General features: G+C 40.8%; 20 protein-coding genes and 1 riboswitch. Of the genes, 5 read left to right on the top strand and 15 right to left on the bottom strand.

Annotation, left to right across the window (positions count from 1 at the left end):
• Positions 1–122: 122 nt before the first annotated feature.
• From D2908_RS05785 to D2908_RS05815, 7 genes are all read right to left on the bottom strand, one after another.
• On the bottom strand, positions 123–773 hold the full coding sequence (locus D2908_RS05785) for a phosphatase PAP2 family protein (RefSeq protein WP_117305572.1): 651 nt from the start codon (positions 771–773) through the stop codon (positions 123–125).
• Positions 763–1326, bottom strand: coding sequence for an ECF transporter S component (locus tag D2908_RS05790; protein ID WP_000185834.1), 564 nt, complete (start codon positions 1324–1326; stop codon positions 763–765). The genes D2908_RS05785 and D2908_RS05790 overlap by 11 nt, the downstream gene beginning before the upstream one ends.
• Before the next feature lie 153 nt (positions 1327–1479).
• Positions 1480–1698, bottom strand: a riboswitch (FMN riboswitch).
• A gap of 59 nt (positions 1699–1757) precedes the next feature.
• A complete protein-coding gene (locus tag D2908_RS05795) occupies positions 1758–2261 on the bottom strand; it encodes a tRNA (cytidine(34)-2'-O)-methyltransferase (protein WP_050207395.1) in 504 nt (167 codons plus the stop codon).
• 192 nt (positions 2262–2453) lie between these two features.
• Positions 2454–3284 carry an energy-coupling factor transporter transmembrane component T gene (locus D2908_RS05800; RefSeq protein WP_117305574.1) on the bottom strand — a complete coding sequence of 277 codons (831 nt, stop codon included), beginning with the start codon at positions 3282–3284 and terminating at the stop codon, positions 2454–2456.
• Positions 3269–4951: an ABC transporter ATP-binding protein gene (locus D2908_RS05805; protein ID WP_117305576.1), complete on the bottom strand. Its 1683-nt coding sequence runs from the start codon at positions 4949–4951 to the stop codon at positions 3269–3271. Before D2908_RS05805 ends, D2908_RS05800 begins: the two co-directional genes overlap by 16 nt.
• Before the next feature lie 168 nt (positions 4952–5119).
• A complete protein-coding gene (locus D2908_RS05810; RefSeq protein WP_117305578.1) occupies positions 5120–5665 on the bottom strand; it encodes an ECF-type riboflavin transporter substrate-binding protein in 546 nt (181 codons plus the stop codon).
• Between the two features lie 15 nt (positions 5666–5680).
• On the bottom strand, positions 5681–6529 hold the full coding sequence (locus tag D2908_RS05815; RefSeq protein ID WP_117305579.1) for an S-adenosyl-l-methionine hydroxide adenosyltransferase family protein: 849 nt from the start codon (positions 6527–6529) through the stop codon (positions 5681–5683).
• Positions 6530–6717: 188 nt separating this feature from the next.
• Between D2908_RS05815 and trkA the strand changes: the two genes are divergently transcribed.
• Both trkA and D2908_RS05825 read left to right on the top strand, forming a co-directional pair.
• Positions 6718–8067, top strand: a complete 1350-nt coding sequence (gene trkA, locus D2908_RS05820) for a Trk system potassium transporter TrkA (RefSeq protein WP_117305581.1) — start codon at positions 6718–6720, stop codon at positions 8065–8067.
• Positions 8068–8070: 3 nt separating this feature from the next.
• Positions 8071–9510: a TrkH family potassium uptake protein gene (locus D2908_RS05825; protein WP_117305583.1), complete on the top strand. Its 1440-nt coding sequence runs from the start codon at positions 8071–8073 to the stop codon at positions 9508–9510.
• Between the two features lie 301 nt (positions 9511–9811).
• On the opposite strand, the gene pflB is transcribed toward D2908_RS05825, so the two are convergent.
• A complete protein-coding gene (gene pflB / locus D2908_RS05835) occupies positions 9812–12127 on the bottom strand; it encodes a formate C-acetyltransferase (protein ID WP_117305587.1) in 2316 nt (771 codons plus the stop codon).
• Positions 12128–12362: 235 nt separating this feature from the next.
• On the opposite strand from pflB, the gene dinB reads away from it, so the two are divergent.
• Positions 12363–13424: a DNA polymerase IV gene (gene dinB / locus D2908_RS05840; protein WP_117305589.1), complete on the top strand. Its 1062-nt coding sequence runs from the start codon at positions 12363–12365 to the stop codon at positions 13422–13424.
• A gap of 32 nt (positions 13425–13456) precedes the next feature.
• Here dinB and D2908_RS05845 read toward each other — a convergent pair whose 3' ends face one another.
• Together D2908_RS05845 and D2908_RS05850 are read right to left on the bottom strand one after the other, a co-directional pair.
• The gene (locus tag D2908_RS05845; protein WP_049497230.1) at positions 13457–14302 is read right to left on the bottom strand and encodes an undecaprenyl-diphosphate phosphatase; all 846 of its coding nucleotides are present in this window, start codon (positions 14300–14302) and stop codon (positions 13457–13459) included.
• A 60-nt stretch (positions 14303–14362) separates the two neighbouring features.
• Positions 14363–16252, bottom strand: a complete 1890-nt coding sequence (locus D2908_RS05850) for a DUF2207 domain-containing protein (protein ID WP_117305591.1) — start codon at positions 16250–16252, stop codon at positions 14363–14365.
• A gap of 138 nt (positions 16253–16390) precedes the next feature.
• Between D2908_RS05850 and D2908_RS05855 the strand changes: the two genes are divergently transcribed.
• Together D2908_RS05855 and D2908_RS05860 are read left to right on the top strand one after the other, a co-directional pair.
• Complete coding sequence (locus D2908_RS05855; protein WP_117305592.1) at positions 16391–17956, top strand: ABC transporter substrate-binding protein/permease; 1566 nt, start codon at positions 16391–16393, stop codon at positions 17954–17956.
• Positions 17956–18696: an amino acid ABC transporter ATP-binding protein gene (locus D2908_RS05860; protein ID WP_117305594.1), complete on the top strand. Its 741-nt coding sequence runs from the start codon at positions 17956–17958 to the stop codon at positions 18694–18696. Before D2908_RS05855 ends, D2908_RS05860 begins: the two co-directional genes overlap by 1 nt.
• 90 nt (positions 18697–18786) lie before the next feature.
• Here D2908_RS05860 and D2908_RS05865 read toward each other — a convergent pair whose 3' ends face one another.
• From D2908_RS05865 to D2908_RS05885, 5 genes are all read right to left on the bottom strand, one after another.
• Positions 18787–19002 carry a hypothetical protein gene (locus D2908_RS05865; RefSeq protein WP_049497238.1) on the bottom strand — a complete coding sequence of 72 codons (216 nt, stop codon included), beginning with the start codon at positions 19000–19002 and terminating at the stop codon, positions 18787–18789.
• An 836-nt stretch (positions 19003–19838) separates the two neighbouring features.
• The gene (gene ilvA / locus D2908_RS05870) at positions 19839–21089 is read right to left on the bottom strand and encodes a threonine ammonia-lyase IlvA (protein WP_117305596.1); all 1251 of its coding nucleotides are present in this window, start codon (positions 21087–21089) and stop codon (positions 19839–19841) included.
• 112 nt (positions 21090–21201) lie between these two features.
• Positions 21202–22224, bottom strand: coding sequence for a ketol-acid reductoisomerase (ilvC, locus tag D2908_RS05875; RefSeq protein ID WP_117305597.1), 1023 nt, complete (start codon positions 22222–22224; stop codon positions 21202–21204).
• A 64-nt stretch (positions 22225–22288) separates the two neighbouring features.
• Entirely contained in the window at positions 22289–22765 is a 477-nt protein-coding gene (gene ilvN / locus D2908_RS05880) for an acetolactate synthase small subunit (protein ID WP_001253803.1), read from the bottom strand.
• Positions 22758–24458 carry an acetolactate synthase large subunit gene (locus D2908_RS05885; protein WP_117305599.1) on the bottom strand — a complete coding sequence of 567 codons (1701 nt, stop codon included), beginning with the start codon at positions 24456–24458 and terminating at the stop codon, positions 22758–22760. The genes ilvN and D2908_RS05885 overlap by 8 nt, the downstream gene beginning before the upstream one ends.
• Positions 24459–24603: the final 145 nt, after the last annotated feature.

Raw genomic sequence — 24603 nt, forward strand, 5'->3', positions numbered from 1 at the left:
ATAGAGAGCTTGCAGTCACGGCTCTCCTCCCTGATATACTTCCCTTGGGCTACTAGTCTTGCAGATTCCTATTCAATTACTACTTAGTTTATCAGATTTTTACTATTCTTGCAAGACCTATCTCACTTCTGCTTGCCTTTAAATCGCCATTGGAAGCGAAGCTTGTCATAGAAGGGGAATTCGATAAACAAGACTCCCAAGCCCACACAGAGACTAGCAAGGACATCTGATGGGTAATGAACCCCCAGATAGACCCTTGATACCAGCACACTGACTAGGTAGAGACCAAGGACGATTTGCACGATTTTTCTCCAGACCGGATCTTTCATCCTCTGACTAAGAATAACAATCAGAGAACCGACCATCAAGGTTACAGCCAGAGAATGGCCACTTGGAAAAGAAAATCCCTTCTCCTCAACCAAGTGTAAAATAGCTGGTCGTGGGCGCTGGTAGATATTTTTAAAGGTCACAATTAAAAGACCTGCCAAAGCCAGATTCCCAAGCATGAAGAAACTTTCTATCTTCCAGCGCTTACGATAAAAGATAAAAGCTGTAATGACAACCCAAGTGATAATCACTGGGATATCAATCAAGCGTGTAATAGCTCGGAAAAGAATAGTCAAGTAATCTGGCAAGTCTCCTCGCACAGCCGTCTGAATCGGTTGGTCAAAACCGACCAGCGTTTCAGGGTAAAATTTGACCATGTAGCCAAGAATAACGAAAAGTAAAAGGGCAAAAGAGCCCTTCATTAAAAATGTTTGTTTATCTTTCATAGTGTTTTAAGGTTGGTTTCAAAAGGACGTACAACAACCAGAATGAAACGGAAAAGATTACACCCTCAATCAAGTTAAAAGGTAATACCATGGTCATTAGGTAGTTAGAAAGTCCCAAAATTTTTCCAATATCAAAGTTAGCAAACTTAGCGTACAAAGGAACAGCGTAAACATAGTTGAGAACCAACATAGCTACGGTTAAACCAATAGTCCCAGCTAGAGAGCCTAGTAGGAAGCGAAGGGTTGTGCGTTCCTTTTTCCAAATCAAAGCAAAGACGATGACAAAAACTCCCAAAGCTACGATATTCATTGGCAAACCAATGTAAGTATTCACTCCCTGGCTGTTAAGAAGCAATTTCAAGAGTGAGCGAAGCAAGAGAACTCCTAGAGCAGCAGGCAAATCCATGACCACCAGACCCACAAGGACTGGCAAGATACTAAATTCGATCTTGAGGAAGGACGCCGCTGGTAAAAGCGGAAAGTCAAAGTACATCAGCACAAATGAGATGGCTGATAGAATCGCAATGGTCGAAAGTCGACGTGTGTTTGTCATAACAGGTTCCTCCAATTTTCTATAAAATCAGAAGAAGTTAGAAAGGATTCCTCTATCTATTCTCAGTTTTTATATCCCAAAAGTTCCCTCTTACCCTGTTAAGCAAGCGGTTACAGTTTAGCTATAAATCTATCAGAACAGACAAAGCTATTCTCTCGTCTTCTCCCATCCAGACTATACTGTCGGTTGTGGAATCTCACCACATCAGCTTGCGCTCGCGGACTTATTTGGCTAAGATATTTTAGATTTATCTAGGCGTCGCAGTCGAAGATAATACTTAAAGTATATCTAAACAAGACAACGACGAGAAAGCTAAAATAGCTAGTCAAATTTACCGCCGGTCGGGAATTTCACCCTGCCCTGAAGACTCTTTTATCATAACAAAAAACGCTTGCAAGCGCAAGCATTTTGTTCATTTTCATTTTCATTTTTTATTTCAATTTATCCACTTCATAGGTATGAACGAGCTCAAGACCCGCAAAGTTCTGCTGGCGAAGGGCTTCGTAGACAATCATGCAGACAGTATTAGACACATTGAGACTGCGGACATGCTCATCGTTCATGGGAATACGGAGAGCCTTCTCAGGATGTTCGCGCATAAAGTCCTCCGGCAAACCCTTGTCTTCACGTCCAAAGAGAAAATAGTGGTCCTCGTCAGTCGATAAATCCACCTCAGAATAGACCTTTTCCGCAAATTTTGAAATCAGATAGAGTTTGCCCTTCATCTGAGACATGAAATCTTCTAAACTGTCGTAAAAATAAATCTCTAGCTTATCCCAATAATCCAACCCAGCCCGCTTCATCTTGCGGTCATCAATAGGAAAGCCCATGGGCTTGATGATGTGGAGGGGAGAATTGGTCGCAGCGCACGTACGCGCAATATTGCCTGTATTTTGTGGAATTTGAGGTTCAAATAATACAATGTGATTTGTCATGACTTGCTTCCTTTCACCATTGCAAAAAAATAGCCACACTGCCCGGAGTCAAGCTCAGCAAACAGCGTGGTTAAGGCATCGTTAACTTACCTCACAACAGGTCTGAAGTAAATCAGCGAAACTACTTTCTTAGTATAACACTTTCAGAATCATTGTCAATAGAAACGACTTGATTTTTTCAATTTTTTTAAGCTATTTCCAAGGGTTGTAAAATCGTCCCTGATTCTGCAAGATAAGTAGTAAACTAGCTACTAAAAACAAGGCTGCCAAGAGCAAGGTAAGATAGTCTCCTTTTTTCAAGGCCTGATAACTATACCAAGTGCGTTTTTTCTCTTTCCCAAAGCGTCGAAGCTCCATAGCGGTCGCGATGGTATCAATGCGTTCTAGCGAACTAAAAATCAAGGGAGTGATAATGAGCAGATTGCCTTTGATTCGTTGCATAAGAGAAGCTTTCTTGGATAATTCCATCCCACGCGCTTCCTGAGACATCTTGATGGTAAAGAATTCTTCCTGCAAATCTGGAATATAGCGCAAGGTCAGGCTGACTGAATAGGCAATTTTGTAAGGCACACCGATTTGATTTAAACTGGAAGCAAACTGACTAGGATGAGTTGTCATCAAAAAGATAATAGCCAGAGGAATGGTGCAAAGGTACTTAATAGCCAGATTTAGCAGATAAAAGAGCTCTTGACTGGTTAGAGTGTAGGCACCGATTCCCTGCCAAATCACACTTCTCTCTCCGTAAAGTCCAACCCCATATTCGGGAGAAAAGAGATAGACCATCAAGACGTTTAAAATGGCAAATACCGTCGCAAAAACGGCCACAAAGGATACATCTTTAAAACGGATTTCTGACAAATAGAGGAGAAAGACCGAAAAGATGGCAATCAGAACAAGCAGTCTGGTATCATAGCTAATCATGGCCGCCAATGACACGAGGATGAAAAAGAGAAGTTTACCAGCTCCTGACAAGCGGTGAATCACAGTATCTCTATGCTGGTAACCGATTAATTTAGCTTGCATCCTTCTCTCCTTTCTTTGTAAAATGCCGTTAAAGCAAGTGGATCCACGTCTAGTTTCTTGGCCAAGTTGAAGATTGAAGTTTCTTTTAGATTGGCTTTTACTAACAGCTCAGGATTGCTCAACAGACTAGCTGGATCAGTATCGGCAATCAATTCCCCATCCACCATGACAAGGGCTCGGTCTGAATAATCCAGCATCAATTGCATATCATGGGTAATCATGACAATGGTATGACCTTTTTGATGCAGTTCTTCAAGAAATTCCATAATCTCAGTATAGTTTTTCTGGTCTTGGCCTGCAGTCGGTTCATCTAAGAGGATAATTTCAGCTCCTAAGACCAAAATAGATGCAATGGTGACACGTTTTTTCTGACCAAATGACAGGGCAGAAATAGGCCAATTACGGAATTCATAGAGACCACAGATTTTCAAAACTTCATAGACTCTCGTTTCAATTTCCTTTTCGTCCACACCTCGCAAACGAAGTCCCAGAGCCACCTCATCAAAAATCATATTGGTTGAAATCATTTGGTTAGGATTTTGCAGCACATAGCCTACTCGTTCCGCCCGCTCTGCAACAGAATCTCCTTTTATATCCTGTCCTTCCCAAAGATAGCGACCTTCCGTCTGGATAAAGCAACTTATAGCCTTGGCTAGGGTTGACTTCCCAGCTCCATTTTTTCCGACAATGGCAATCTTTTCGCCCTTTTTAATATCCAGATAAATGGATTTCAAAATCGGTCTATCATCATAAGAAAACGACACATCCTCTAGTCTAAAGAGTGACTGCAATTCTGGGGTTTCTTTTACCAGTTCCGTCCGCAACTGAATCTGGCCTTTTGAGATAGACAAGTTGTCCAAATTTACTAATTGTTCTTCCTTAGCTAAATCCACACCCAATTGACGGAGAGTAGTGAGATAAAGGGGTTCTCGAATTCCATTTTGTGTCAATAAATCAGTCGCCAGTAACTGGTCAGGGCTCCCGTTAAAGAGGATACGACAATCGTTTATCAAGACAATCCGATCGACAGGACGATGCAGAACGTCCTCCAAACGGTGCTCGATAATAAGGGTCGTCGTCCCCTCCTCCTTATGAATCTGATCAATCAATTCGATAATATCCTGACCTGACTTGGGATCCAGATTGGCGAGTGGCTCATCAAACAGGAGAATCGGACTCTCATCAATCAAGACACCAGCTAGACTGACCCGCTGCTTTTGTCCACCTGATAAATCCTGGGGACGCTGAGCTAGTAAAGGGAGAAGGTCCAGCTTTTCAGACCATTTATGAACACGATTTTTCATCTCTTCTAGAGCTGTTACATCATTTTCCAGAGCAAAAGCCAAATCTTCTGCCACGGACAGACCGATAAACTGCCCGTCTGTATCCTGCAAAACTGTGCTGACCAGATGAGATTTATCGTAGATGCTCATATCAAAAGCGGCTTGCCCCTTGATCAAAAATTCTCCAGACATCTGACCCTTATAAATAGTTGGAATAATCCCATTCAAACACTGACCCAAGGTAGACTTACCTGACCCAGAGGGGCCAACAATTAAGACTTTTTCTCCCTTATAAATGGTCAAGTCTACCCCTTGTAAGGTCGGTTCTTGTTGTGTTTCATACCGGAAAGAGAAATCCTTCCACTCAATTATAGCTTCTTTCATCTTACTCTCTTTATTCGCTTCTTAGACTTCTATTTTATCATAAATCTACCCCTTCTTGCAGACTCTTCTCGTAAAATCTTAGCGTCAAAAAGAGTCCTATCCTAGCTTACTTGCCTAACTAGTCTATAAACATCGAAAAAGACTGGTTGTCCAGCCTTTTCCTTTATGTTAATCCTTTTTCAAACTTCCTGAACGAGTCTGCGTACGTGAATAAGCTAGCAAGAGAAGAGTACCTGCGATAGCTACAGTTACAGCGTTAGCAATACCTGCAACAATCCCTTGGGCAAATACTTTTTCTGCCGCTTCTTGATAAATCACAACATCTCCAAGTGGTGCCAAGACACCCCAAACAAGAGCATTTGCGATAATCTGAATGAGGTTAAAGAGGACAATATCCTTCAACTCAAAAACACCCTGTGTTACTCGAATGTATTTTCTAAAGAGACCTACAGCTAGACCAAAGAGACCACTAGCAATAATCCAAGTCCACCAAAGACCGTAGCCAGCAAGAGAGTCCTTCACTGCATGACCAATTAAACCAACAAGTAATCCCACTAGAGGGCCAAAAATGATAGACAAGAGGCTCTGTACCGCATACTGAAGCTGGATGCTTGTATTTGGAACGGGTGTCGGAATGCTGATCATCCCGATGACAACAAAGAGTGCAGCTCCAACACCGATAGCAACAACTTGTTTAATTGATTGATTTTTCATTTATATTCTCCTATTTTATGATTCTATTTTCTTTATTTCAATGGTCCAAGATGAACCGACTCCCACATTATAGGCCTTAGCAAAGGAACCTTGGTTGATAGCCAGACCTAAACGATAGAGTGAGTTGATGTAAAGGATTGGTTGCCCAATTCTCACATCTGCAAATGATTTACCATAGACAACCTGATTTTGATAGACCAGCATATCTGCATGATAGATGGTCACTTCAAAACGATCACCAAATGCTGGTTCCAGTTTGTAAAATTCTTCTCGCGTGATAGAGGTCCAAAGCGAGCCAAAACGCACATCCAGAATATCAATAGCTCCCTTCACCAGATGATCTTCTATGATAGTCTCTACGACTGGAAGCTCCACAATCTGATCCACACTAAGCTCTGGTCCCACTTCCTCAAAAGTAATGTGACCACTGGCTAGTTTAGCACCAGTATAGGCATAAACATCACGACCGTGGAAGGTATAAGAATGCTCTGTATTTTGCCGTCTATTGGCCACTTCAGAAATCTCACGAATAGCTACAATGCCAACGTGTTTCTTGATAAAAGAAAGAGTCCCATTGTCTGGTGTGACAATGTATTGATTTTTTGCAGTTTTGGCAACCACACTCTTACGTTTCGAGCCGACACCTGGATCGACAACCGATACAAAGGTCGTTCCCTCAGGCCAGTAATCCACCGTCTGAAAGAGACGGTAGCTCCCCTCAAAAATATTATAAGGCGTGATATCATGCGTCAAATGATGAATTTTTAAGGTTGGAGATTCTTCTAAAGCCACTCCAATCATAGCCGATATCGCACCATCAACCAGACCAAAGTCTGATTGTAATACCAGTAAATTATTATTCATTTTGTCTCCCCGTATGTCCTTTATCATACCATATTTTCTAAAAAGTAGCTAATAGCTATTTCAACTGGTTAGGGTATAGCTTTACCTTATAGCAAATTTCCTACTAAAAACTCTAGTTATTAGCTGGTAGGTGCATTTTTTCTTGAAAAAAGGTATGATAGTTACATCATGAAAAAGTAGGTTTTATTATGAAAATTATCCTTGTCGGAGGGGGAAAAGTTGGTTCTGCCCTCTGTCGCTCCTTGGTTGCAGAAAAGCACGATGTTTTGCTGATTGAGCAAGACGAAGCCGTCCTCAATCATATTGTCAGTCGCTTTGATATCATGGGTATCCTTGGTAACGGAGCTGATTTTGCCATTCTTGAGCAAGCCAGCGTCCAAGAATGTGATATCTTTATCGCCCTGACTGAGTACGATGAAGTAAACATGATTTCAGCCGTTCTAGCCAAGAAAATGGGAGCTAAAGAGACCATCGTTCGGGTGCGTAATCCTGAATATTCTAATTCTTATTTCAAAGAAAAGAATATCCTTGGTTTTTCTCTTATCGTTAACCCTGAGCTCTTGGCTGCCCGCGCTATCGCGAATATCATTGACTTTCCCAACGCTCTGTCTGTCGAACGCTTTGCTGATGGACGTGTTAGCCTCATGGAATTTGTCGTCAAATCTACCAGCTGTCTTTGCCAAATGCCCATTTCTGATTTTCGGAAAAAATTTGGCAATATTATTGTCTGTGCGATAGAGAGAGATCATCAAATTATCATTCCAAGCGGTGACATGACTGTACAAGATAAAGATAGAATCTTTGTCACTGGTAACCGTGTTGATATGATGCTCTTCCATAATTATTTCAAGTCTCGTGCCGTGAAAAGCCTTCTTATTGTTGGAGCTGGTAGAATTGCCTATTATCTACTAGGTATTCTCAAAGATAGTCGGATCGATACCAAAGTCATTGAAATCAATCCTGAAATCGCCAGCTTCTTTAGCGAGAAATTCCCAAATCTTTACATCGTTCAAGGAGATGGGACCGCAAAAGATATCCTGCTGGAAGAAAGTGCTCAAAACTATGATGCCGTTGCGACTCTAACAGGAGTCGATGAGGAAAATCTGATTACTTCTATGTTCCTTGACAGCGTAGGTGTACAGAAAAACATCACCAAGGTCAATCGTACCAGTCTCCTCGAGATTATCAATGCACCTGATTTTTCAAGTATCATCACACCTAAAAGCATTGCTGTAGATACGATTATGCACTTTATTCGTGGTCGTGTTAATGCCCAGTATTCAGACCTTCAAGCCATGCACCATCTAGCTAATGGCCAAATCGAAATCCTGCAATTCCATATCAAGGAAGCCAATAAAATGACTGCCAAACCACTTTCTCAACTGAAATTGAAAAAAGGGGTTCTTATTGCAGCCATCATTCGAAAGGGAAAGACTATTTTCCCTACAGGGGAGGATATGCTTGAAGTCGGAGACAAGCTCCTAGTAACAACCTTGTTGCCAAACATCACCAAGATTTATGACTTGATCGCGAGGTAAGAGATGAATAAAAGTATGATTCGTTACCTCCTTTCAAAGTTACTTCTGATTGAAGCTGTTCTCCTCTTGGTTCCTGTTGCGATTGCCGTCTATTACCGTGAATCGAGCCAAGTCTTTACAGCCCTCTTTACAACGATTGGGATTCTCGTATTACTAGGCGGTTCAGGAATTTTACAAAAGCCAAAAAATCAACGGATTTATGCCAAGGAGGGAATCTTGATTGTTGCCCTCTGTTGGATCCTTTGGTCTTTCTTTGGTGGTCTCCCCTTTGTTTTTGCTGGGCAAATTCCCAGCGTTATCGATGCCTTTTTTGAGATTAGTTCTGGCTTTACAACTACTGGGGCAACTATTTTGAACGATGTTTCGGTTCTCAGTCGTTCTCTCCTCTTCTGGCGAAGCTTTACCCACTTGATTGGAGGGATGGGAGTGCTTGTTTTTGCACTTGCTATTATGGATAATGCCAAAAATAGCCACCTAGAGGTGATGAAGGCTGAGGTTCCTGGCCCTGTTTTTGGCAAGGTTGTATCCAAACTAAAAAACACTGCCCAGATTCTCTATCTCCTTTATCTAGCTCTCTTCTCCCTCTTTGTCATCATCTATTACCTAGCCGGTATGCCCCTATTTGACAGTTTTGTGATCGCTATGGGGACAGCAGGTACAGGAGGTTTTACAGTCTATAACGATGGAATTGCCCACTATGGTAGCTCACTAATTACCTATCTGGTTAGTATCGGAGTTCTGGTTTTTGGGATCAATTTCAACCTCTACTACTACCTTATGCTCCGTCGCATCAAGGCCTTCTTTGGGGACGAAGAACTTCGAGCTTACTTGCTCATCGTGCTGGTTTCTACAGGCTTGATTAGCCTTAATACCCTCTATCTCTACCCAGGATTTTCCAAGAGCTTTGAAATGGCCTTCTTCCAGGTTTCCAATATCATTACAACGACTGGTTTTGGTTACGGAGATATTACCAACTGGCCCCTTTTCTCCCAGTTTATCCTTCTCTTCCTCATGGTAATCGGTGGTTCTGCTGGTTCAACCGCAGGTGGACTCAAGGTTATTCGAGGTCTTATCCTTTCAAAAATTGCCAAAAACCAAATTTTGTCAATCCTATCACCCCACCGTGTTTTGACCCTCCATGTTAATAAAACGGTAATTGACAAAGATACCCAGCATAAAATTCTCAAGTACTTTGTCATCTATTCTATGATTTTACTAGCACTTATCTTTATTGTCAGCCTAGATAGCAATGATTTCCTGGTTGTGACCAGTGCTGTCTTTAGCTGTTTCAATAATATCGGACCTATTCTAGGAACTACTTCTAGCTTCTCAATCTTTAGTCCTATCTCAAAAATTCTCCTCTCCTTTGCAATGATTGCAGGGCGCTTAGAGATTTACCCAATCCTACTTCTCTTTATGAAGAGAACCTGGTCTAAGAGATAAAATACAACCACACCTTGTTCCATACAAAGTGTGGTGTTTTTATTTTCATACTCTTCGAAAATCTCTTCAAACCACGTCAGCTCTATCTACAACCTCAAAACAGTGTTTTGAGCAACCTGCGGCCAATTTCCTAGTTTGCTCTTTGATTTTCATTGAGTATCAAATACCTCCCGCAACTCAACAAGTATCTTTGAATCCTGACCAGACATTTCAGTGCCTGACTTAAGGAATTGAAGAGCCTCAAAAAACAACCCTCAGTCGACTGACCGAGGGTTATTTATTTCATTATTCAAGAACTTGATTAGCTCAATGCATCATCCATTGAAAGAACTTCGTGGAAGACACGTTGTGTTAATTCAGTTTTTTGTTCTGGAGTGAGGTATTTAGTGTTTACACAGTATCCAGAGATACGTACGATAACGTCTTCACCTGACATGATCTTTTCGTAAACATCGTTCAAGTCCATAACGTTCAAGTTAACGTGTTGTCCACCGTTTTCGAAGTAACCATCAAGGATTGTGACTAAGTTATCAACTTGTTCGTCACGAGTTTTACCAAGAGCACGTGGTGATACTTGAGTTGTCAATGAGATACCATCAGCTGCGTAACCAAAGTCAAGGCTAGCAAGTGAGTTCAAGTTTTGCAACCATCCACCTTTAGCTTTGTTAGATGGGTTAGCACCTGGTGAGAAGAATTCAAGTTTAGACAAGTTCACAGAACCATCTTCGTTGAGGTATACACCTTTGTGGACTGGTGAGTTACCCGTTTGTTTAGAGTAAGCAACGTTAGATGTGATTGTCAAAAGTGATACTGTAGCTTCAGCGTCTTTGTAAAGTTTGTGGCTACGTAGACGAGTTGTGTAAGCTTCGATCAACCATTCTGCCAATTCGTTTGAACGTGGGTCATCTTCACCCCAACGTGGGTATTCACCGATTGTTTCGTAATCGTAGATATAGCCATTTTCGTCACGGATTGGTTTAACTGTAGCGTATTTGATAGCTGCCAGTGTATCAACAGTGTTAGCAAATCCACAGATACCGAATCCCATGTTGGCACGTTGTTTAGTTGGTAAGAAAGCCATTTGAACAGCTTCGTAGTTGTACTTATCAGTCATGTAGTGGATGATGTTCAAAGCATCTACGTAAGTGTCAGTCAACCAGTCAAGAGATTTTTCAAAGTTAGCTTTAACTGATTCAAATTCAAGAACTTCGTCACGGATTGGTTCAATGTCAAATACTTTGTAGTCTTTGTGAACATCGTCGTAACCACCGTTCAAACCAGTAAGAAGAGCTTTAAGAACGTTTACACGCGCACCGAAGTATTGGATGTTGTGGCGTTGATCTTCATTTTCTGGGTCAAGTGGTGACACACAGCATGAGATACAGCTCATTTCACCATATCCGTCTTTAGCCATTGTTGTTACACCTTCGTATTGGATAGAAGAGTGTTTATGGCTCATATGCATACAGTAGCGACGGAAGTTGTATGGCAATTTGTCAGTCCAAAGAACTGTCAAGTTTGGTTCTGGAGAGTTACCGATATTGTCAAGAGTGTTCAAGAAACGGTAGTCCATCTTAGTAACACGGTGGCGACCGTCGTTACCCATACCAGCCATAGAAGTTGTGATGAAGGTTGGGTCACCTGAGTACAATTGGTCATAAGCTTTTGTACGAGCAAATTTAACTGTACGAAGTTTCATAACGAAATCATCAACAAATTCTTGGATTTCTGATTCAGTAAATGTACCACGAGCAAGGTCACGTTCTGCAAAGATATCAAGTACGATTGGCACACGACCTAGAGATGTAGCAGCACCATTGATAACACGGCAGACAGCCATGAAGGCGATGTTAACCCATTGGATAGCTTCTTTGACGTTCATCGCTGGTTTGCGAACGTCAACTCCGTAAAGGTCACCCAAGCGAACAACTTGTTGCAATGCTTGGTATTGAAGGTTTACTTCTTCACAAAGACGGATTGTTTCTTCATCAATTTCTTTAATTGCATTCCAGTCATTTACTTTTTCTTGCATCAAGTAGTCTGCACCGTAAAGAGCAAGACGTGCGTAAACACCGATGATACGTCCACGTGAGTAGGCATCTGGAAGACCAGTTACAGTGTGTGCGTGACGTGCGCGACGAATGTTTGAAGTGTAGGCACGGAAAATACCATCGTTAACTGTTGTTACGTATTTAGTAAAGATTTCGTGAACAGCTGGATCTGGTTCGTATCCATTTTCTTTCAAAGTAGTTTCAGCCATACGGATACCACCTTTTGGCATGAAGTTCAATTTGAAGAGTTCATCATTTTGGATACCGAAGATCACTTCGTTTTCTTTGTCGATAAATCCAGCAGGAATATCAGCAATAGATGTTGGACGAGTGTCCATTGGGAAACGAGTTTCTTCGTAGTGAGCCTTCGTTTCTTCTACAATTTTTTTGATGTGAAGTGAACGTTCTGTTGGTCCTGCAAGGAAGCTTTCGTCTCCATCGTAAGGTGTGTAGTTAGCTTGTACAAAGCGTGATACACTTGCTTTTTCTTTCCAATCTACGCCTTTGAAGCCTTCCCAAGCTTTGTCAAAAATATCTTGTGCTTCAACAACTGTCTTAACAACCATGTTAATTCCTCTTTTTTCTTTCTAGTAACAACCATCTGTTACATTCATGTATTCAGTATAACACACAGTAACCGATTTCAACAAGCAAAATCCAGCTTTTTTGTTACTTTCTTTTCTAATACAGTCTGTTTTTTAATACAATCTGTATTATATATTTGAAAGTAGAATTACTCTTTTCCATTTTTTCAGAAAAAAAGGTATAATGAATAAAAAATGATAGTAGAAAGGAAGCAAAATGCTCATATTTCCATTGATTAATGATTTGTCCAGAAAAATCATCCATATCGATATGGATGCCTTTTTTGCTGCCGTGGAAATCAGGGATAATCCTAAACTCAGAGGAAAACCTGTCATTATCGGAAGCGACCCTCGGCAGACAGGTGGGCGGGGAGTTGTGTCTACTTGTAGCTACGAGGCGCGAGCCTTTGGCATTCACTCTGCCATGAGTTCTAAAGAAGCTTATGAGCGCTGTCCCCAAGCTATCTTTATCTCAGGGAATTATGAGAAATACAAATCTGTGGGCCTCCAGATTCGAGCTATTTTTAAGCGCTATACAGATTTGATTGAACCTATGAGTATTGACGAGGCTTACTTGGATGTAACAGAAAATAAACTCGGTATCAAGTCGGCAGTCAAAATCGCTCGCCTCATTCAAGAGGATATTTGGCAAGAACTCCATTTAACTGCTTCTGCCGGTGTTTCCTACAACAAGTTCTTAGCAAAGATGGCTAGTGATTATCAAAAACCACATGGTCTGACAGTGATTCTACCTGACCAAGCTGAAGATTTTCTCAAACAAATGGATGTTTCCAAGTTTCATGGAGTAGGAAAAAAGACGGTTGAACGCCTTCACCAATTGGGCGTTTTTACTGGCGCAGATCTACTTGAAGTTCCTGAAGTGACCCTAATAGACCGTTTTGGCAGACTGGGCTATGACCTTTATCGAAAGGCTCGTGGTATCCACAATTCCCCAGTCAAATCAAATCGTATCCGTAAATCAATCGGGAAGGAGAAAACCTATGGAAAGATTCTCCGTGCCGAGGAAGACATCAAAAAAGAGCTGACTCTCCTATCAGAAAGAGTCGCTCTCAATCTCGCTCAGCAAGAAAAAGCTGGAAAAATTGTCATTTTGAAAATCCGCTACGAGGACTTTTCAACTCTTACGAAACGAAAAAGTCTTGCTCAAAAAACACAGGATGCTAGTCAGATAAGCCAAATAGCCCTGCAACTCTATGAAGAATTAAGCGAGAAAGAAAGAGGTGTCCGACTGCTAGGGATTACCGTGACTGGATTTTAAAACCTTGAAGAGCTGCCCCTTCAAGGTTTTTCTTATACAAATAAACGGACAAAGCTATAAAATAGCAAGACGCTACCAAGCACGATACGGTATTTACCAAAAAGGGTAAAGTCGTGTTTTTTCACATAGCTGGTCAAGAAACGAATAGCGACCATACTGACTGCAAAAGCGACGCCCATGGCAACCAAGAGCAAGAATAATTGTCCAAAGCTCAAGAGCTGTCCTGCTTTTACAAATTTGAAAATCTTTAAGGCACTAGCTCCAAACATAACTGGAATTCCAAGATAGAAGGTAAATTCTGTCACAACAGAACGACTGGTTCCATTTAACAAACCACCGACAATCGTTGCCCCAGAACGACTGGTTCCTGGTAACAGGGCAAGAACTTGGAAGAGGCCGATATAGAAGGCTGTCGTATAAGGAAGCTTATCCAACTCTGTCACACTTGGCTCGATAGCACGCGCTTTATTACGCTTTTCCAAATAGATAAAGGCAATCCCATAGATAATCAACATGAGAGCAACAGAAACCATATTATGAAAATGGGTATCAAACCAATCATCAAACTTAAATACAGCAAGCAAAGGTAAAGTAGCTACAAGAACTTTAGACCACAATTGCCAAGTTTGACGAACTTCCTGTTTGTCCTTACTTGGTTTGAAAGGATTGAGCTTGTTAAAGTAAATCACCATAACCGCTAAAATAGCACCAAGCTGAATCACGACATTAAACATGGACATAAAGGCTTCATTCTGATTTTGGTATTGGATAAATTCCTCTGCTAGAATCAAGTGACCTGTACTAGAAATCGGCAGCCATTCCGTAATTCCTTCAACAATCCCGAAGAAGATAGATTTTAAAATTTCAATAAGATACATAGATTACTCCTTTTTTCTATCTTCCATTATAGCATACTTTTCAGTCTATGGCAGTTCTCTTTAAAAGGCGCCGATACTACCGCCTCCTCCGCCTCCAGAGAAGCCACCGCCAGAACTTCCACTTCCAGAAGATACGGAGTAGGTACTTGCTGTATTTGCGACACTAGCATAATGGCTCATTTGCGCTGTTGAATGATAAAACATACTATGCCAGCCATAAGCTACATAGAGATTGATATCTGGATTTTCTACTTGAATCTGATGCACCTTCATCAAACGGCTGACCTTGTCCGCATAGCCAAATAAGGTCGCATAGACCAAAAGGCGATTCCAAAGTACAATACTTTCCAGTTCAGCCTGATCCAATCGTGCAATCTCCCGCAACATATTTTCAAAACTGGTCCAGAGATAGTAGACTTCTGCCCCTGCTTCATTTAGGACACCATCACGGTTATCTAATCGAAGCTTCCAATAATAGAAAACAGCCAAAACTAAACCTAGAAAACCAAGTATTGCCAAGGGGATGTGAAGATAGCCATGAACGTCTAAACTGTACAAGAACAAACCAAATCCAATAAAAAGAGGTAAAACCGTAGAGAGTCCCATACCCATTTGCAAGGCCTTTTCCCCACCAGTTAAAGGACGATAATAATCTGGGAGACCCCAGAAAGAAACTCGCTTTCGCACTCCTTCTTGCATTTCTTTCAATGCTTCTTCGAAAGAGGATTTGAGCTGAATCCCTCTTGCTTGAATCCGTTTTTCATCAGAGACTTTTGCCCCACGATAAAGAGTTTCAGATACCTTGTAATCCGCAAACAAATTTGAAAGAGCTACTTCTTTTTTGCCTGAAAAAGCCAGATTAAGGCAGTCTTTCTCAAAATTTGATAAGCCCTCTTCTTTTACCAAACTCAAACCAACTGCATCTCCATCTGCAACAATAGAAACATTCCCACGGTCAATCACATCTAACAAGGTAGCTTGAACAAGTTGGTCAAAGGTAAATTTACCAGCTCCCTTGGTTAGAGGACTCACTTCATCCAAAGAGGTCGAGTAGACAGCCTCCGATAAAACCATAGGCTCTAATTCCATTGGTGGTTCATAGAGACGATGATTTTTTGCATATTTGACTGAAGGGGTGGTCTTTTTTCTATAGATAAGATAGAAACAGGCACTCAATAACAAGGAGATGGAAAGTATAGCAGGGAAGACCCAAGTAACAAGTTCTTTACTTTGCTCCTTTTCTTTAACAATCGAGTCTTCTATCTTATTAAACTCTTCTAAACGATTCCCTTTCAAACCCTGATCTCCAGCGCTAGCAAAATCGGTCCGAGGCCAGTATGCATGCAATTCAACTCCACGCTTAGCTGGAAGATTGTCCAAACGAATAGTATAATCAAGATTACTCTTTTCAATCGTTCCCTCTCTAAAAAGTTTGCCTGTATGGAAAAAGAGTTTTTCAGCCCCCTTGTCTCCCCTCACATGAAATTCAAACTTTCCAATAGTTCCTGAACTATCTGTTAAAGGTTGCCAATTTAATTCAGCGATGTCATCATATAGGAAAAGCAAATTTTTTAAATTCCATGTGAGGACAACTTCAACTGTATCGCCTTCCTGACCGGGGTTATAGACTTTCACAGTATAACCATTCGCTTCTTCTGCCACTTCGCTAGTAACATCTGTCAGTTCTGCACCGTTTTTCGCAGCCTGAACCTTTGGATGAGAATCTATCTCAAACCCACTAGGCATCTTGCCAGCACGTCCAAGCCCCACGATTTGGCCCTTAAAGTCCTCCTCMAACTGGTAAACTATCTTCTGTCTAAATTCTGCTGTATTGTCTGCATGAATATACAAATCCCCTTGATAAGAGTTTATCTTGAAATCAATAGCAAAAACAGAGAATGGCAGAAGGCAAAACAAGCCTAACACTAGTAAGAAAAAAGTTTTTTTCATCAACTAAGCCCCCTTTTTATCTTTGCTATCATTATATCATTTTTTCATAAGTAAAGGCTTACCTATATTGAAAAATAGAGTTTTTTTCGATAAAATAGGAGACAGTTATTTTTTAATAGATTAGAAATAGGAGAAATCATGAGAAAAATATACTTATCTATTTTCACAAGTCTCTTGCTGATGCTGGGACTTGTCAATGTTGCTCATGCTGATGAATATTTACGCATCGGGATGGAAGCAGCATATGCTCCCTTTAACTGGACTCAAGACGATGATAGCAATGGAGCTGTCAAAATCGATGGAACTAACCAGTATGCCAACGGATACGATGTTCAAATCGCTAAGAAAATCGCTAAGGACTTAGGTAAAGAACCTTTGGTTGTTAAAACCAAGTGGGAAGGCCTAGTCCCTGCCCTTACTTCTGGTAAGATTGACATGATTATCACAGGTATGAGTCCAACTGCCGAGCGTAAACAAGAAATTGCCTTTTCAAGCAGTTACTACACTAGCGAACCAGTTCTACTAGTCAAAAAAGATTCTGCCTACGCAAATGCCAAATCTTTGGATGACTTTAACGGTGCGAAAATTACTTCTCAACAAGGGGTCTACCTTTACGATTTGATTGCACAAATCCCAGGAGCTAAAAAAGAAACAGCCATGGGGGATTTCGCTCAAATGCGCCAAGCTCTTGAGGCTGGGGTCATCGATGCCTATGTTTCTGAACGCCCAGAAGCCCTGACTGCTGAAACTGCTAACTCTAAGTTTAAAATGGTTCAAGTGGAACCAGGTTTTAAAACTGGAGAAGAAGATACAGCTATCGCCATCGGGCTTCGTAAGGATGATAATCGCATTAGCCAAATCAATGCTAGCATTGAAACTATTTCAAAAGACGACCAAGTTGCCTTGATGGATCGTATGATCAAAGAGCAACCTRCCGAAGCTACAACAACTGAAGAGGCTAGCAGTAGTTTCTTTAGCCAAGTCGCTAAAATTCTTTCTGAAAACTGGCAACAACTCTTGCGTGGTGCTGGTGTAACTCTTTTAATCTCTATCGTCGGAACCATCACAGGTCTCATTATTGGACTTGCCATTGGTGTCTTCCGTACTGCTCCACTATCTGAAAACAAAGCCATTTACGGCCTACAAAAACTAGTCGGCTGGATCCTCAATGTCTACATTGAAATTTTCCGTGGTACACCTATGATTGTTCAATCGATGGTTATCTACTATGGAACTGCCCAAGCTTTCGGTATCAACCTTGACCGCACACTGGCTGCTATCTTCATCGTTTCGATCAACACTGGTGCCTACATGACCGAAATCGTCCGCGGTGGTATCCTAGCAGTTGACAAGGGACAGTTTGAAGCTGCGACTGCTCTTGGTATGACTCATAACCAAACCATGCGTAAGATTGTCCTACCTCAGGTCGTCCGCAACATCCTACCAGCAACTGGTAATGAATTTGTCATCAATATCAAAGATACATCTGTATTGAACGTTATCTCTGTTGTCGAACTTTATTTCTCAGGAAATACCGTGGCAACACAAACCTATCAATACTTCCAGACATTTACAATCATCGCCGTGATTTACTTTGTCCTCACCTTCACCGTAACACGTATCCTACGCTTCATCGAACGCCGCATGGACATGGATACCTATACTACAGATGCTAACCAAATGCAAACGGAGGATTTGAAATAATGACACAAGCAATCCTTGAAATTAAACATCTCAAAAAATCCTATGGACAAAACGAAGTGCTAAAAGACATTTCACTCACTGTCCACAAGGGCGAGGTCATCTCTATCATCGGAAGCTCTGGAAGCGGAAAATCAACTTTCCTACGCTCCATTAACCTTCTTGAAACACCAACTGATGGACAAATCCTTTATCATGGACAAAACGTCCTTGAAAAAGGCTATGACCTCACGCAATACCGTGAAAAATTGGGGATGGTGTTCCAATCCTTTAACCTCTTTGAAAATCTCAACGTGCTTGAAAACACAATTGTCGCTCAGACAACTGTCCTTAAACGCGAACGTACAGAAGCTGAAAAGATGGCTAAAGAAAACCTAGAAAAGGTCGGTATGGGAGAACGCTACTGGCAAGCCAAACCAAAACAACTCTCAGGTGGCCAAAAACAACGTGTAGCCATCGCTCGTGCCCTTTCCATGAATCCGGACGCTATTCTCTTTGATGAACCAACATCAGCTCTCGATCCAGAAATGGTTGGAGAAGTCCTTAAAATCATGCAGGAACTTGCCAAAGAAGGCTTGACTATAATTGTAGTGACTCACGAGATGGAATTTGCTCGTGATGTCTCTCACCGTGTTATCTTTATGGATAAAGGTGTGATTGCTGAAGAAGGCAAACCAGAAGACCTCTTCACCAATCCTAAAGAAGAGCGAACAAAAGAATTTCTTCAACGCTATCTCAAATAAAAAGAAAAGGCTGCATCAACCGTGCAGTCTTTTTGCTGTCCTCAAAATAAAAAGGCAGATCCATTTCAAGAATCCGCCATTATCCAAAGATTAATCTTCAAATTTTTCATGATTTTTATCATAGAAATCAATTAAACCTAGAGCCGTTTCAAACGAAATATTTTTTACTTTTGCACGCCCCTGCGCTAGAGCAATGATAGACATTTCACGTGCATTCGTTTCTTTAGAGATACGGTAGCCTGTGATTTTCTTATCACGAACCCAGCCAACAACTGATTCTACTTTTTCAAAGTTTGACTTAGTCATGTCCTTCTCCTATTTTCTTCTTTATGGTATTTAATTGTATACGTTTTTATGACTTTTGTCAATAAAAAAACATATATTCAATAAAATTAATGATTTATTTTTCTGTTACTATCTTATTAAAGCCGATAATATATAGGTTTTAACTTACTATAAACCATTAGTAAATACTTTTAAAACAATTGTATTATTAACTCTTTTGTTTGTAAAAATATTCATAATTTACAAATACCAGTTCGGGATAGGTTAGACAGGTTTTATCTTCAACTTTATTCTATTTATCTAACTTTTAAACGATATTTCTAATAGCGGAAGACTTTCTCTCCACACTATTACTAACTATTATTTCTCTCCTCCTTCTTTAATTTTCTTCCTGCCTTTATAAATGCTTTTCACTTTCTCAACTGGTACTATTTATTTCCTTTATCAAGATTCCTTTTTGTTTCTTTAAACCCAAAAAGATTAGTAGTTAAGAAACAATAGTATCCTATCTTTCAACATTTTCTACTGTTTTTACCTTCTTAGTATCTCATCACTCTTTTCAATTACCTCATTATAAGGTTTTCTATTCGTGTTGATTATTTTTCTAATTCCTATTAGATTTAGACAAGTCTCAGACCTGCCATATATAAAATATTGAATTTCAAAAAAACCTTATATATAACAAGTAATTTTACTACCTTACTATAAATTGAATCAAAAAACATAGGTACTATAATGAATTATGATAGAAATAGCGTAATCGATTTCCTAAGTCCATAGGAACCGCCCCCTTTCTTCATCTTCATTATAGCACCTATACATCAATTGTGCAAATAATATGATATTTTTATTAGTGCTCAGACAAGCATATTATAGAGTGTTTCATTACCATTTAAGTTAATATAGGCTGGGTCAAAACCTTCCATTCGACGGATCATTTCTGCATAATCATGCTTATCTGCCAAAGCAATCCCAATCAACACTGGGCCTGTCCCCTTGCTAGCTCGTTTGATATACTCAAAACGAGTGATATCATCATTTGGTCCCAAGATATCATTTACAAACTCACGCAGAGCACCTGGACGCTGTGGAAAATTGACCACAAAATAATGCTTGATCCCACCATAAATCAAGGCACGCTCTTCCATTTCAGGCATACGGTTGATATCATTATTTCCTCCAGAAATGATACAACAAATAGTTTTCCCCTTGATATATTCAGCTAAAACCTCTAAAGAGGCGATACTAGCCGCTCCAGCAGGTTCTGCGACAATCCCTTGCTTAGAGTAGAGATCAATCAAGGTTTCAGAAATCAATCCCTCATCTACACCTACTAAATTTTGAACATGTTGACGAGTTGCTTCATAGGTCAACTGACCTACCTTTTGTACAGCAATCCCATCCGCAAATTTGTCAATTTCTTTGAGTTTGACAGGACCACCAGCTTCAAAAGCAGCCTTCATGGAACGCGCTCCATTAGCCTCTACCCCAATGACTTCAATTTCTGGACTTGTTTCCTTGATATAGGTGGAAACCCCAGCAATAAGACCGCCACCTCCAACAGGGACCAAGACAGCATCAAAATCAATTGATTCTTTTCGAGCTTCTTCTAAAATCTCATAAGCAACTGTCCCTTGACCTGCTTGAACATGGGCATCATCAAAGGGATCAATAAAGGTACGATTTTCAGAGACTGTAAATTCTTGAGCTGCTTTTGCTGAGGCATCAAAGGTATCTCCAACTAATTTAATGGTCACGAAGTCCCCTCCAAAAAAGCGAACCTGACCAATCTTTTGTTGTGGCGTAGTAATGGGCATAAAGATAGTAGCAGAAATTTTCATTTCTTTACAAGTATAAGCAACTCCCTGCGCATGATTTCCTGCAGAAGCGCAGACTACTCCACGTTCACGTTCTTCCTTGCTAAGCTGAGAAATGGCATAATAGGCACCACGAATTTTAAAAGAGCGAACACGTTGAGCATTTTCCTTTTTCAAATAAATCTTAGCACCATACTTCTCCGATAAATAATGATCGTAATCCAGTGGAGTATTCACAACCACACCGTTCAAGACCTTATGAGCCTTGATGATATCTTTTGAACTTAACATCTTTTTCTCCTAGACTATTTCAAACTGATCGTAGTCCATCCTCTTAAAAAGGATGAATTGATTATAAAAGCGAGTTAGTCCCCCAACTCGCCTTCACCTTAATTTCTATCAATTAGTTATAGATTTTAAATGCATCATCGTCGTTTTTACCAACGAATGGCATTGCTTTACGCAATTCTGCACCAACTTTTTCAATTTCAAGGCTAGCTGCCTGTTCACGGTAGGCAGTCAATTTTGGACGTCCAGCTTTATAGTCATTTACAAAGTCGTTTGCAAATTTACCATTTTGGATATCCGCAAGAACTGCTTTCATGTTTTCTTTGACTTGTTCAGTGATTACACGTGGACCTGATACATAGTCGCCATACTCAGCAGTATTTGAAATAGATTGACGCATTTTCTTAAATCCACCTTCATAGATCAAGTCAACGATCAATTTCATTTCGTGAAGAACTTCAAAGTAAGCCAATTCGGGAGCGTAGCCTGCTTCTGTCAATACTTCAAAACCAGCTTCGATAAGGGCAGTCAAACCACCGCAAAGTACAGCTTGTTCACCAAACAAATCTTCTTCAGTTTCTTCTTTATAAGTTGTTTCAAGAAGACCTACACGCGCTGCTCCAACACCTTTACACCAGTCCATAGCGATGTTTTTAGCATTTCCTGTAGCATCTTGGTAAACTGCATAAAGAGCCGGAACACCAAATCCTTCTTCGTAAGTACGGCGTACCAAATGTCCTGGTCCTTTAGGAGCACACATGAAGACATCTACATCCGCAGGAACTTTGATAAATTCAAAGTGGATGTTGAAACCGTGAGCAAATCCAACTGCATTTCCAGCTTCCAAGTTTGGAGCAATTTCTGCTTCGTACAATTCTTGTTGGATTTCGTCTGGTGCCAAAATCATGATAACATCAGCTAATTTAGTAGCTTCTGCTACTGTGTAAGTGTCAAATCCATCTTCTTTTGCTTTGTCAAAAGATTTACCTGGACGTACACCGATGATGACATCGCGACCTGAATCACGCAAGTTTTGAGCATGCGCATGTCCTTGTGAACCATAACCGATAACGGCGATTTTTTTACCGTCAAGTGCTGCTACTTTAACATCTTTTTCATATTCCATTTGAACTGCCATAATTTTTCTCTCTTTTCTATTATTTATTGCCTTTTAGGCTGGATTAACAAATTTAAGTTGAATTTTAATCGCGGGTAAATCCAGTTGCACCCGTACGAGCAATATTTCGAATACCGTATGGTCGAATGACTCGCAACAGGGCTTCGCTCTTTTCTGCATTTCCTGTCATCTGAATGGTAATCGAGCTTGGTGCTACGTCTACCACCGTTGCACGGAAAGGTTGAATAATGGCTAGAATCTCAGCTCGCTTCTCAGCTGGCGCCGACATCTTAACCAAAATCACCTCGCGCTCCAAATGAGGCTTGTCTGTAATATCACGAATGCGAATCACATCAATCTGACGATTGAGCTGTTTGATAATTTGCTCCACTTCATCATGTGAAGCTACATCAATAATAATGGTAATACGCGATACATTCGGATCTTCTGTTGCTCCAACAGAGATACTTTCAATATTAACCTGACGACGAGATAGGACACCTGTAAAGCGATTGAGGACTCCTGAACGATTTTGTAGTTTTGCTGTTAACATTCTACGCATGGAACTTCACCCCCAACATCTCATGATTACTCTTACCAGCTGGTACCATTGGTAATACCTGCTCCTTACGAGAAATATCTACCTCGATTAGCATAGGAACATCCTCAGTGATGACTTCAAGGTCTTGAGCCAAGGTCTCAGGATTGTCAAACTTATAGTTTTTAATCCCATAAGCTTGTGCCATCAATTGGAAATCAGGAAGGGTGTCAAAGACTGACTCTGATGTTCTACCTTCATAGAAGGATTCCTGCCACTGGCGAACCATTCCAAGTGAGTGATTGTTCAGCATAACCACCTTGATTGGCACCTTGTAAATATTCAAAATAGCCAATTCTTGGTTGGTCATTTGGAAACCACCATCCCCAACAAACAAGACTACTTCCTTATCCGGGTTAGCAATTTTAGCACCGATTGCTGCTGGAATTCCAAATCCCATCGTTCCCAAACCACCTGAAGTCACTAACTGACGTTCATTTTGATAGGGATAATACTGAGCTGTCCACATTTGATGTTGTCCTACATCAGTGACAACAATAGCATCCCCATTCGTCAACTCACCGATACGTTCAATAACAGCTTGCGGTTGAACCACACGTTCTTTCTTATCATAAGAACGAACGCGGTTCTTGTCTTTAGTGACTTTTTCAATCCATTTCTCAGTATTGTTATGAATTGTCGACTCAGCCAGCAACATTTGCAAGGCTTTTTTCGCATCTCCAACTACAGGAATATCTGCACTGATAATCTTGCCAATCTCAGCTGGATCAATATCAATGTGGGCAACCTTGGCATTTTTAGCAAAGGTCTTAGGATTTCCCGTCAAGCGGTCGTCGAACCGGCAACCAATACTAATCATAAAGTCCGCCTCGGTCATTGCAATGTTGGCTGCAAATGACCCGTGCATTCCTCCCATTCCTAGGAAGAGCGGATGACTCGTTGCAATCGTTCCTTGCCCCAAAAGGCTGGTTACCACTGGAATTTGATAACGCTCTGCAAATTCATTTAATTCTACAGCTGCTTCAGCATAACTAACCCCACCACCAACAAGCAAGACTGGCTTTTTGGCCTTGGATAATTGCTTCAAGATTTTCTTGATTTGCATTTCATTTGGCTCAAGAGTCGGCTGATAGCTTGGTAAGTTCACTTCTGGAGAATAAATGAAGTCTGTTTCCAAAGCAGATACGTCTTTAGGTAGGTCAATGACAACTGGGCCTGGACGGCCTGTAGTTGCGATATGGACAGCTTCCGTAATGATACGCGGAATATCAGCCGTCTCACGAACTTGGTAATTGTACTTAGTGATTGGCATGGTAATTCCCACGATGTCTGCCTCCTGAAAGGCATCCTTCCCAATCCCTGCTCGCGCCACTTGACCTGTAAAGACCAAAAGGGGAACGCTGTCGCTCATGGCATCCGCAATCCCTGTAATGGCATTTGTTGCTCCCGGTCCGCTAGTGACGACGGCAACACCCAACTTTCCAGTTGATTTTGCATAACCTTCAGCTTCATGCAGACAGCCTTGCTCATGGCGTCCTAGAATGTGACGAATGCCTTTAAAATTATATATCGCATCATACAAAGGCAAGACAGCACCACCAGGATAACCAAAAATGGTATCAATTCCTAAATCATGAAGTGTTTCCAAAACTAGGTCCGACCCCGTCTTAGGAGATTCTAAACTGATTTTCTCCATTGTTCCCCTTTCTCTTCTCTTAAAAATAACTTGTTACTATCATACCATTTTTTCAAAATTTTTCAAGAGAAAAGAAGAAATTTTCTGAATTTTCTATTTTAACATTTATTTATGAATGTTATTTTTGTTTTTATAAGTTTTAAAA

The sequence above is a fragment of the Streptococcus sp. LQJ-218 genome (genome assembly GCF_003428885.1).
Classification (GTDB): Bacteria; Bacillota; Bacilli; order Lactobacillales; family Streptococcaceae; genus Streptococcus.

What these genes read in the sequence shown, in the direction of transcription:
- D2908_RS05785 (WP_117305572.1), bottom strand. Translation starts at nt 773, where the DNA reads ATGAAAGATAAACAAACATTTTTAATGAAGGGCTCTTTTGCCCTTTTA.
- D2908_RS05810 (WP_117305578.1), bottom strand. Translation starts at nt 5,665, where the DNA reads ATGAAAAATCAATCAATTAAACAAGTTGTTGCTATCGGTGTTGGAGCT.
- ilvA (WP_117305596.1), bottom strand. Translation starts at nt 21,089, where the DNA reads ATGTTAAGTTCAAAAGATATCATCAAGGCTCATAAGGTCTTGAACGGT.
- trkA (WP_117305581.1), top strand. Translation starts at nt 6,718, where the DNA reads ATGAAAATTATCCTTGTCGGAGGGGGAAAAGTTGGTTCTGCCCTCTGT.
- D2908_RS05885 (WP_117305599.1), bottom strand. Translation starts at nt 24,458, where the DNA reads ATGGAGAAAATCAGTTTAGAATCTCCTAAGACGGGGTCGGACCTAGTT.
- D2908_RS05865 (WP_049497238.1), bottom strand. Translation starts at nt 19,002, where the DNA reads ATGACTAAGTCAAACTTTGAAAAAGTAGAATCAGTTGTTGGCTGGGTT.
- D2908_RS05795 (WP_050207395.1), bottom strand. Translation starts at nt 2,261, where the DNA reads ATGACAAATCACATTGTATTATTTGAACCTCAAATTCCACAAAATACA.
- D2908_RS05825 (WP_117305583.1), top strand. Translation starts at nt 8,071, where the DNA reads ATGAATAAAAGTATGATTCGTTACCTCCTTTCAAAGTTACTTCTGATT.
- D2908_RS05790 (WP_000185834.1), bottom strand. Translation starts at nt 1,326, where the DNA reads ATGACAAACACACGTCGACTTTCGACCATTGCGATTCTATCAGCCATC.
- ilvC (WP_117305597.1), bottom strand. Translation starts at nt 22,224, where the DNA reads ATGGCAGTTCAAATGGAATATGAAAAAGATGTTAAAGTAGCAGCACTT.
- pflB (WP_117305587.1), bottom strand. Translation starts at nt 12,127, where the DNA reads ATGGTTGTTAAGACAGTTGTTGAAGCACAAGATATTTTTGACAAAGCT.
- D2908_RS05800 (WP_117305574.1), bottom strand. Translation starts at nt 3,284, where the DNA reads ATGCAAGCTAAATTAATCGGTTACCAGCATAGAGATACTGTGATTCAC.
- D2908_RS05815 (WP_117305579.1), bottom strand. Translation starts at nt 6,529, where the DNA reads ATGAATAATAATTTACTGGTATTACAATCAGACTTTGGTCTGGTTGAT.
- D2908_RS05860 (WP_117305594.1), top strand. Translation starts at nt 17,956, where the DNA reads ATGACACAAGCAATCCTTGAAATTAAACATCTCAAAAAATCCTATGGA.
- D2908_RS05845 (WP_049497230.1), bottom strand. Translation starts at nt 14,302, where the DNA reads ATGTATCTTATTGAAATTTTAAAATCTATCTTCTTCGGGATTGTTGAA.
- dinB (WP_117305589.1), top strand. Translation starts at nt 12,363, where the DNA reads ATGCTCATATTTCCATTGATTAATGATTTGTCCAGAAAAATCATCCAT.
- D2908_RS05805 (WP_117305576.1), bottom strand. Translation starts at nt 4,951, where the DNA reads ATGAAAGAAGCTATAATTGAGTGGAAGGATTTCTCTTTCCGGTATGAA.
- ilvN (WP_001253803.1), bottom strand. Translation starts at nt 22,765, where the DNA reads ATGCGTAGAATGTTAACAGCAAAACTACAAAATCGTTCAGGAGTCCTC.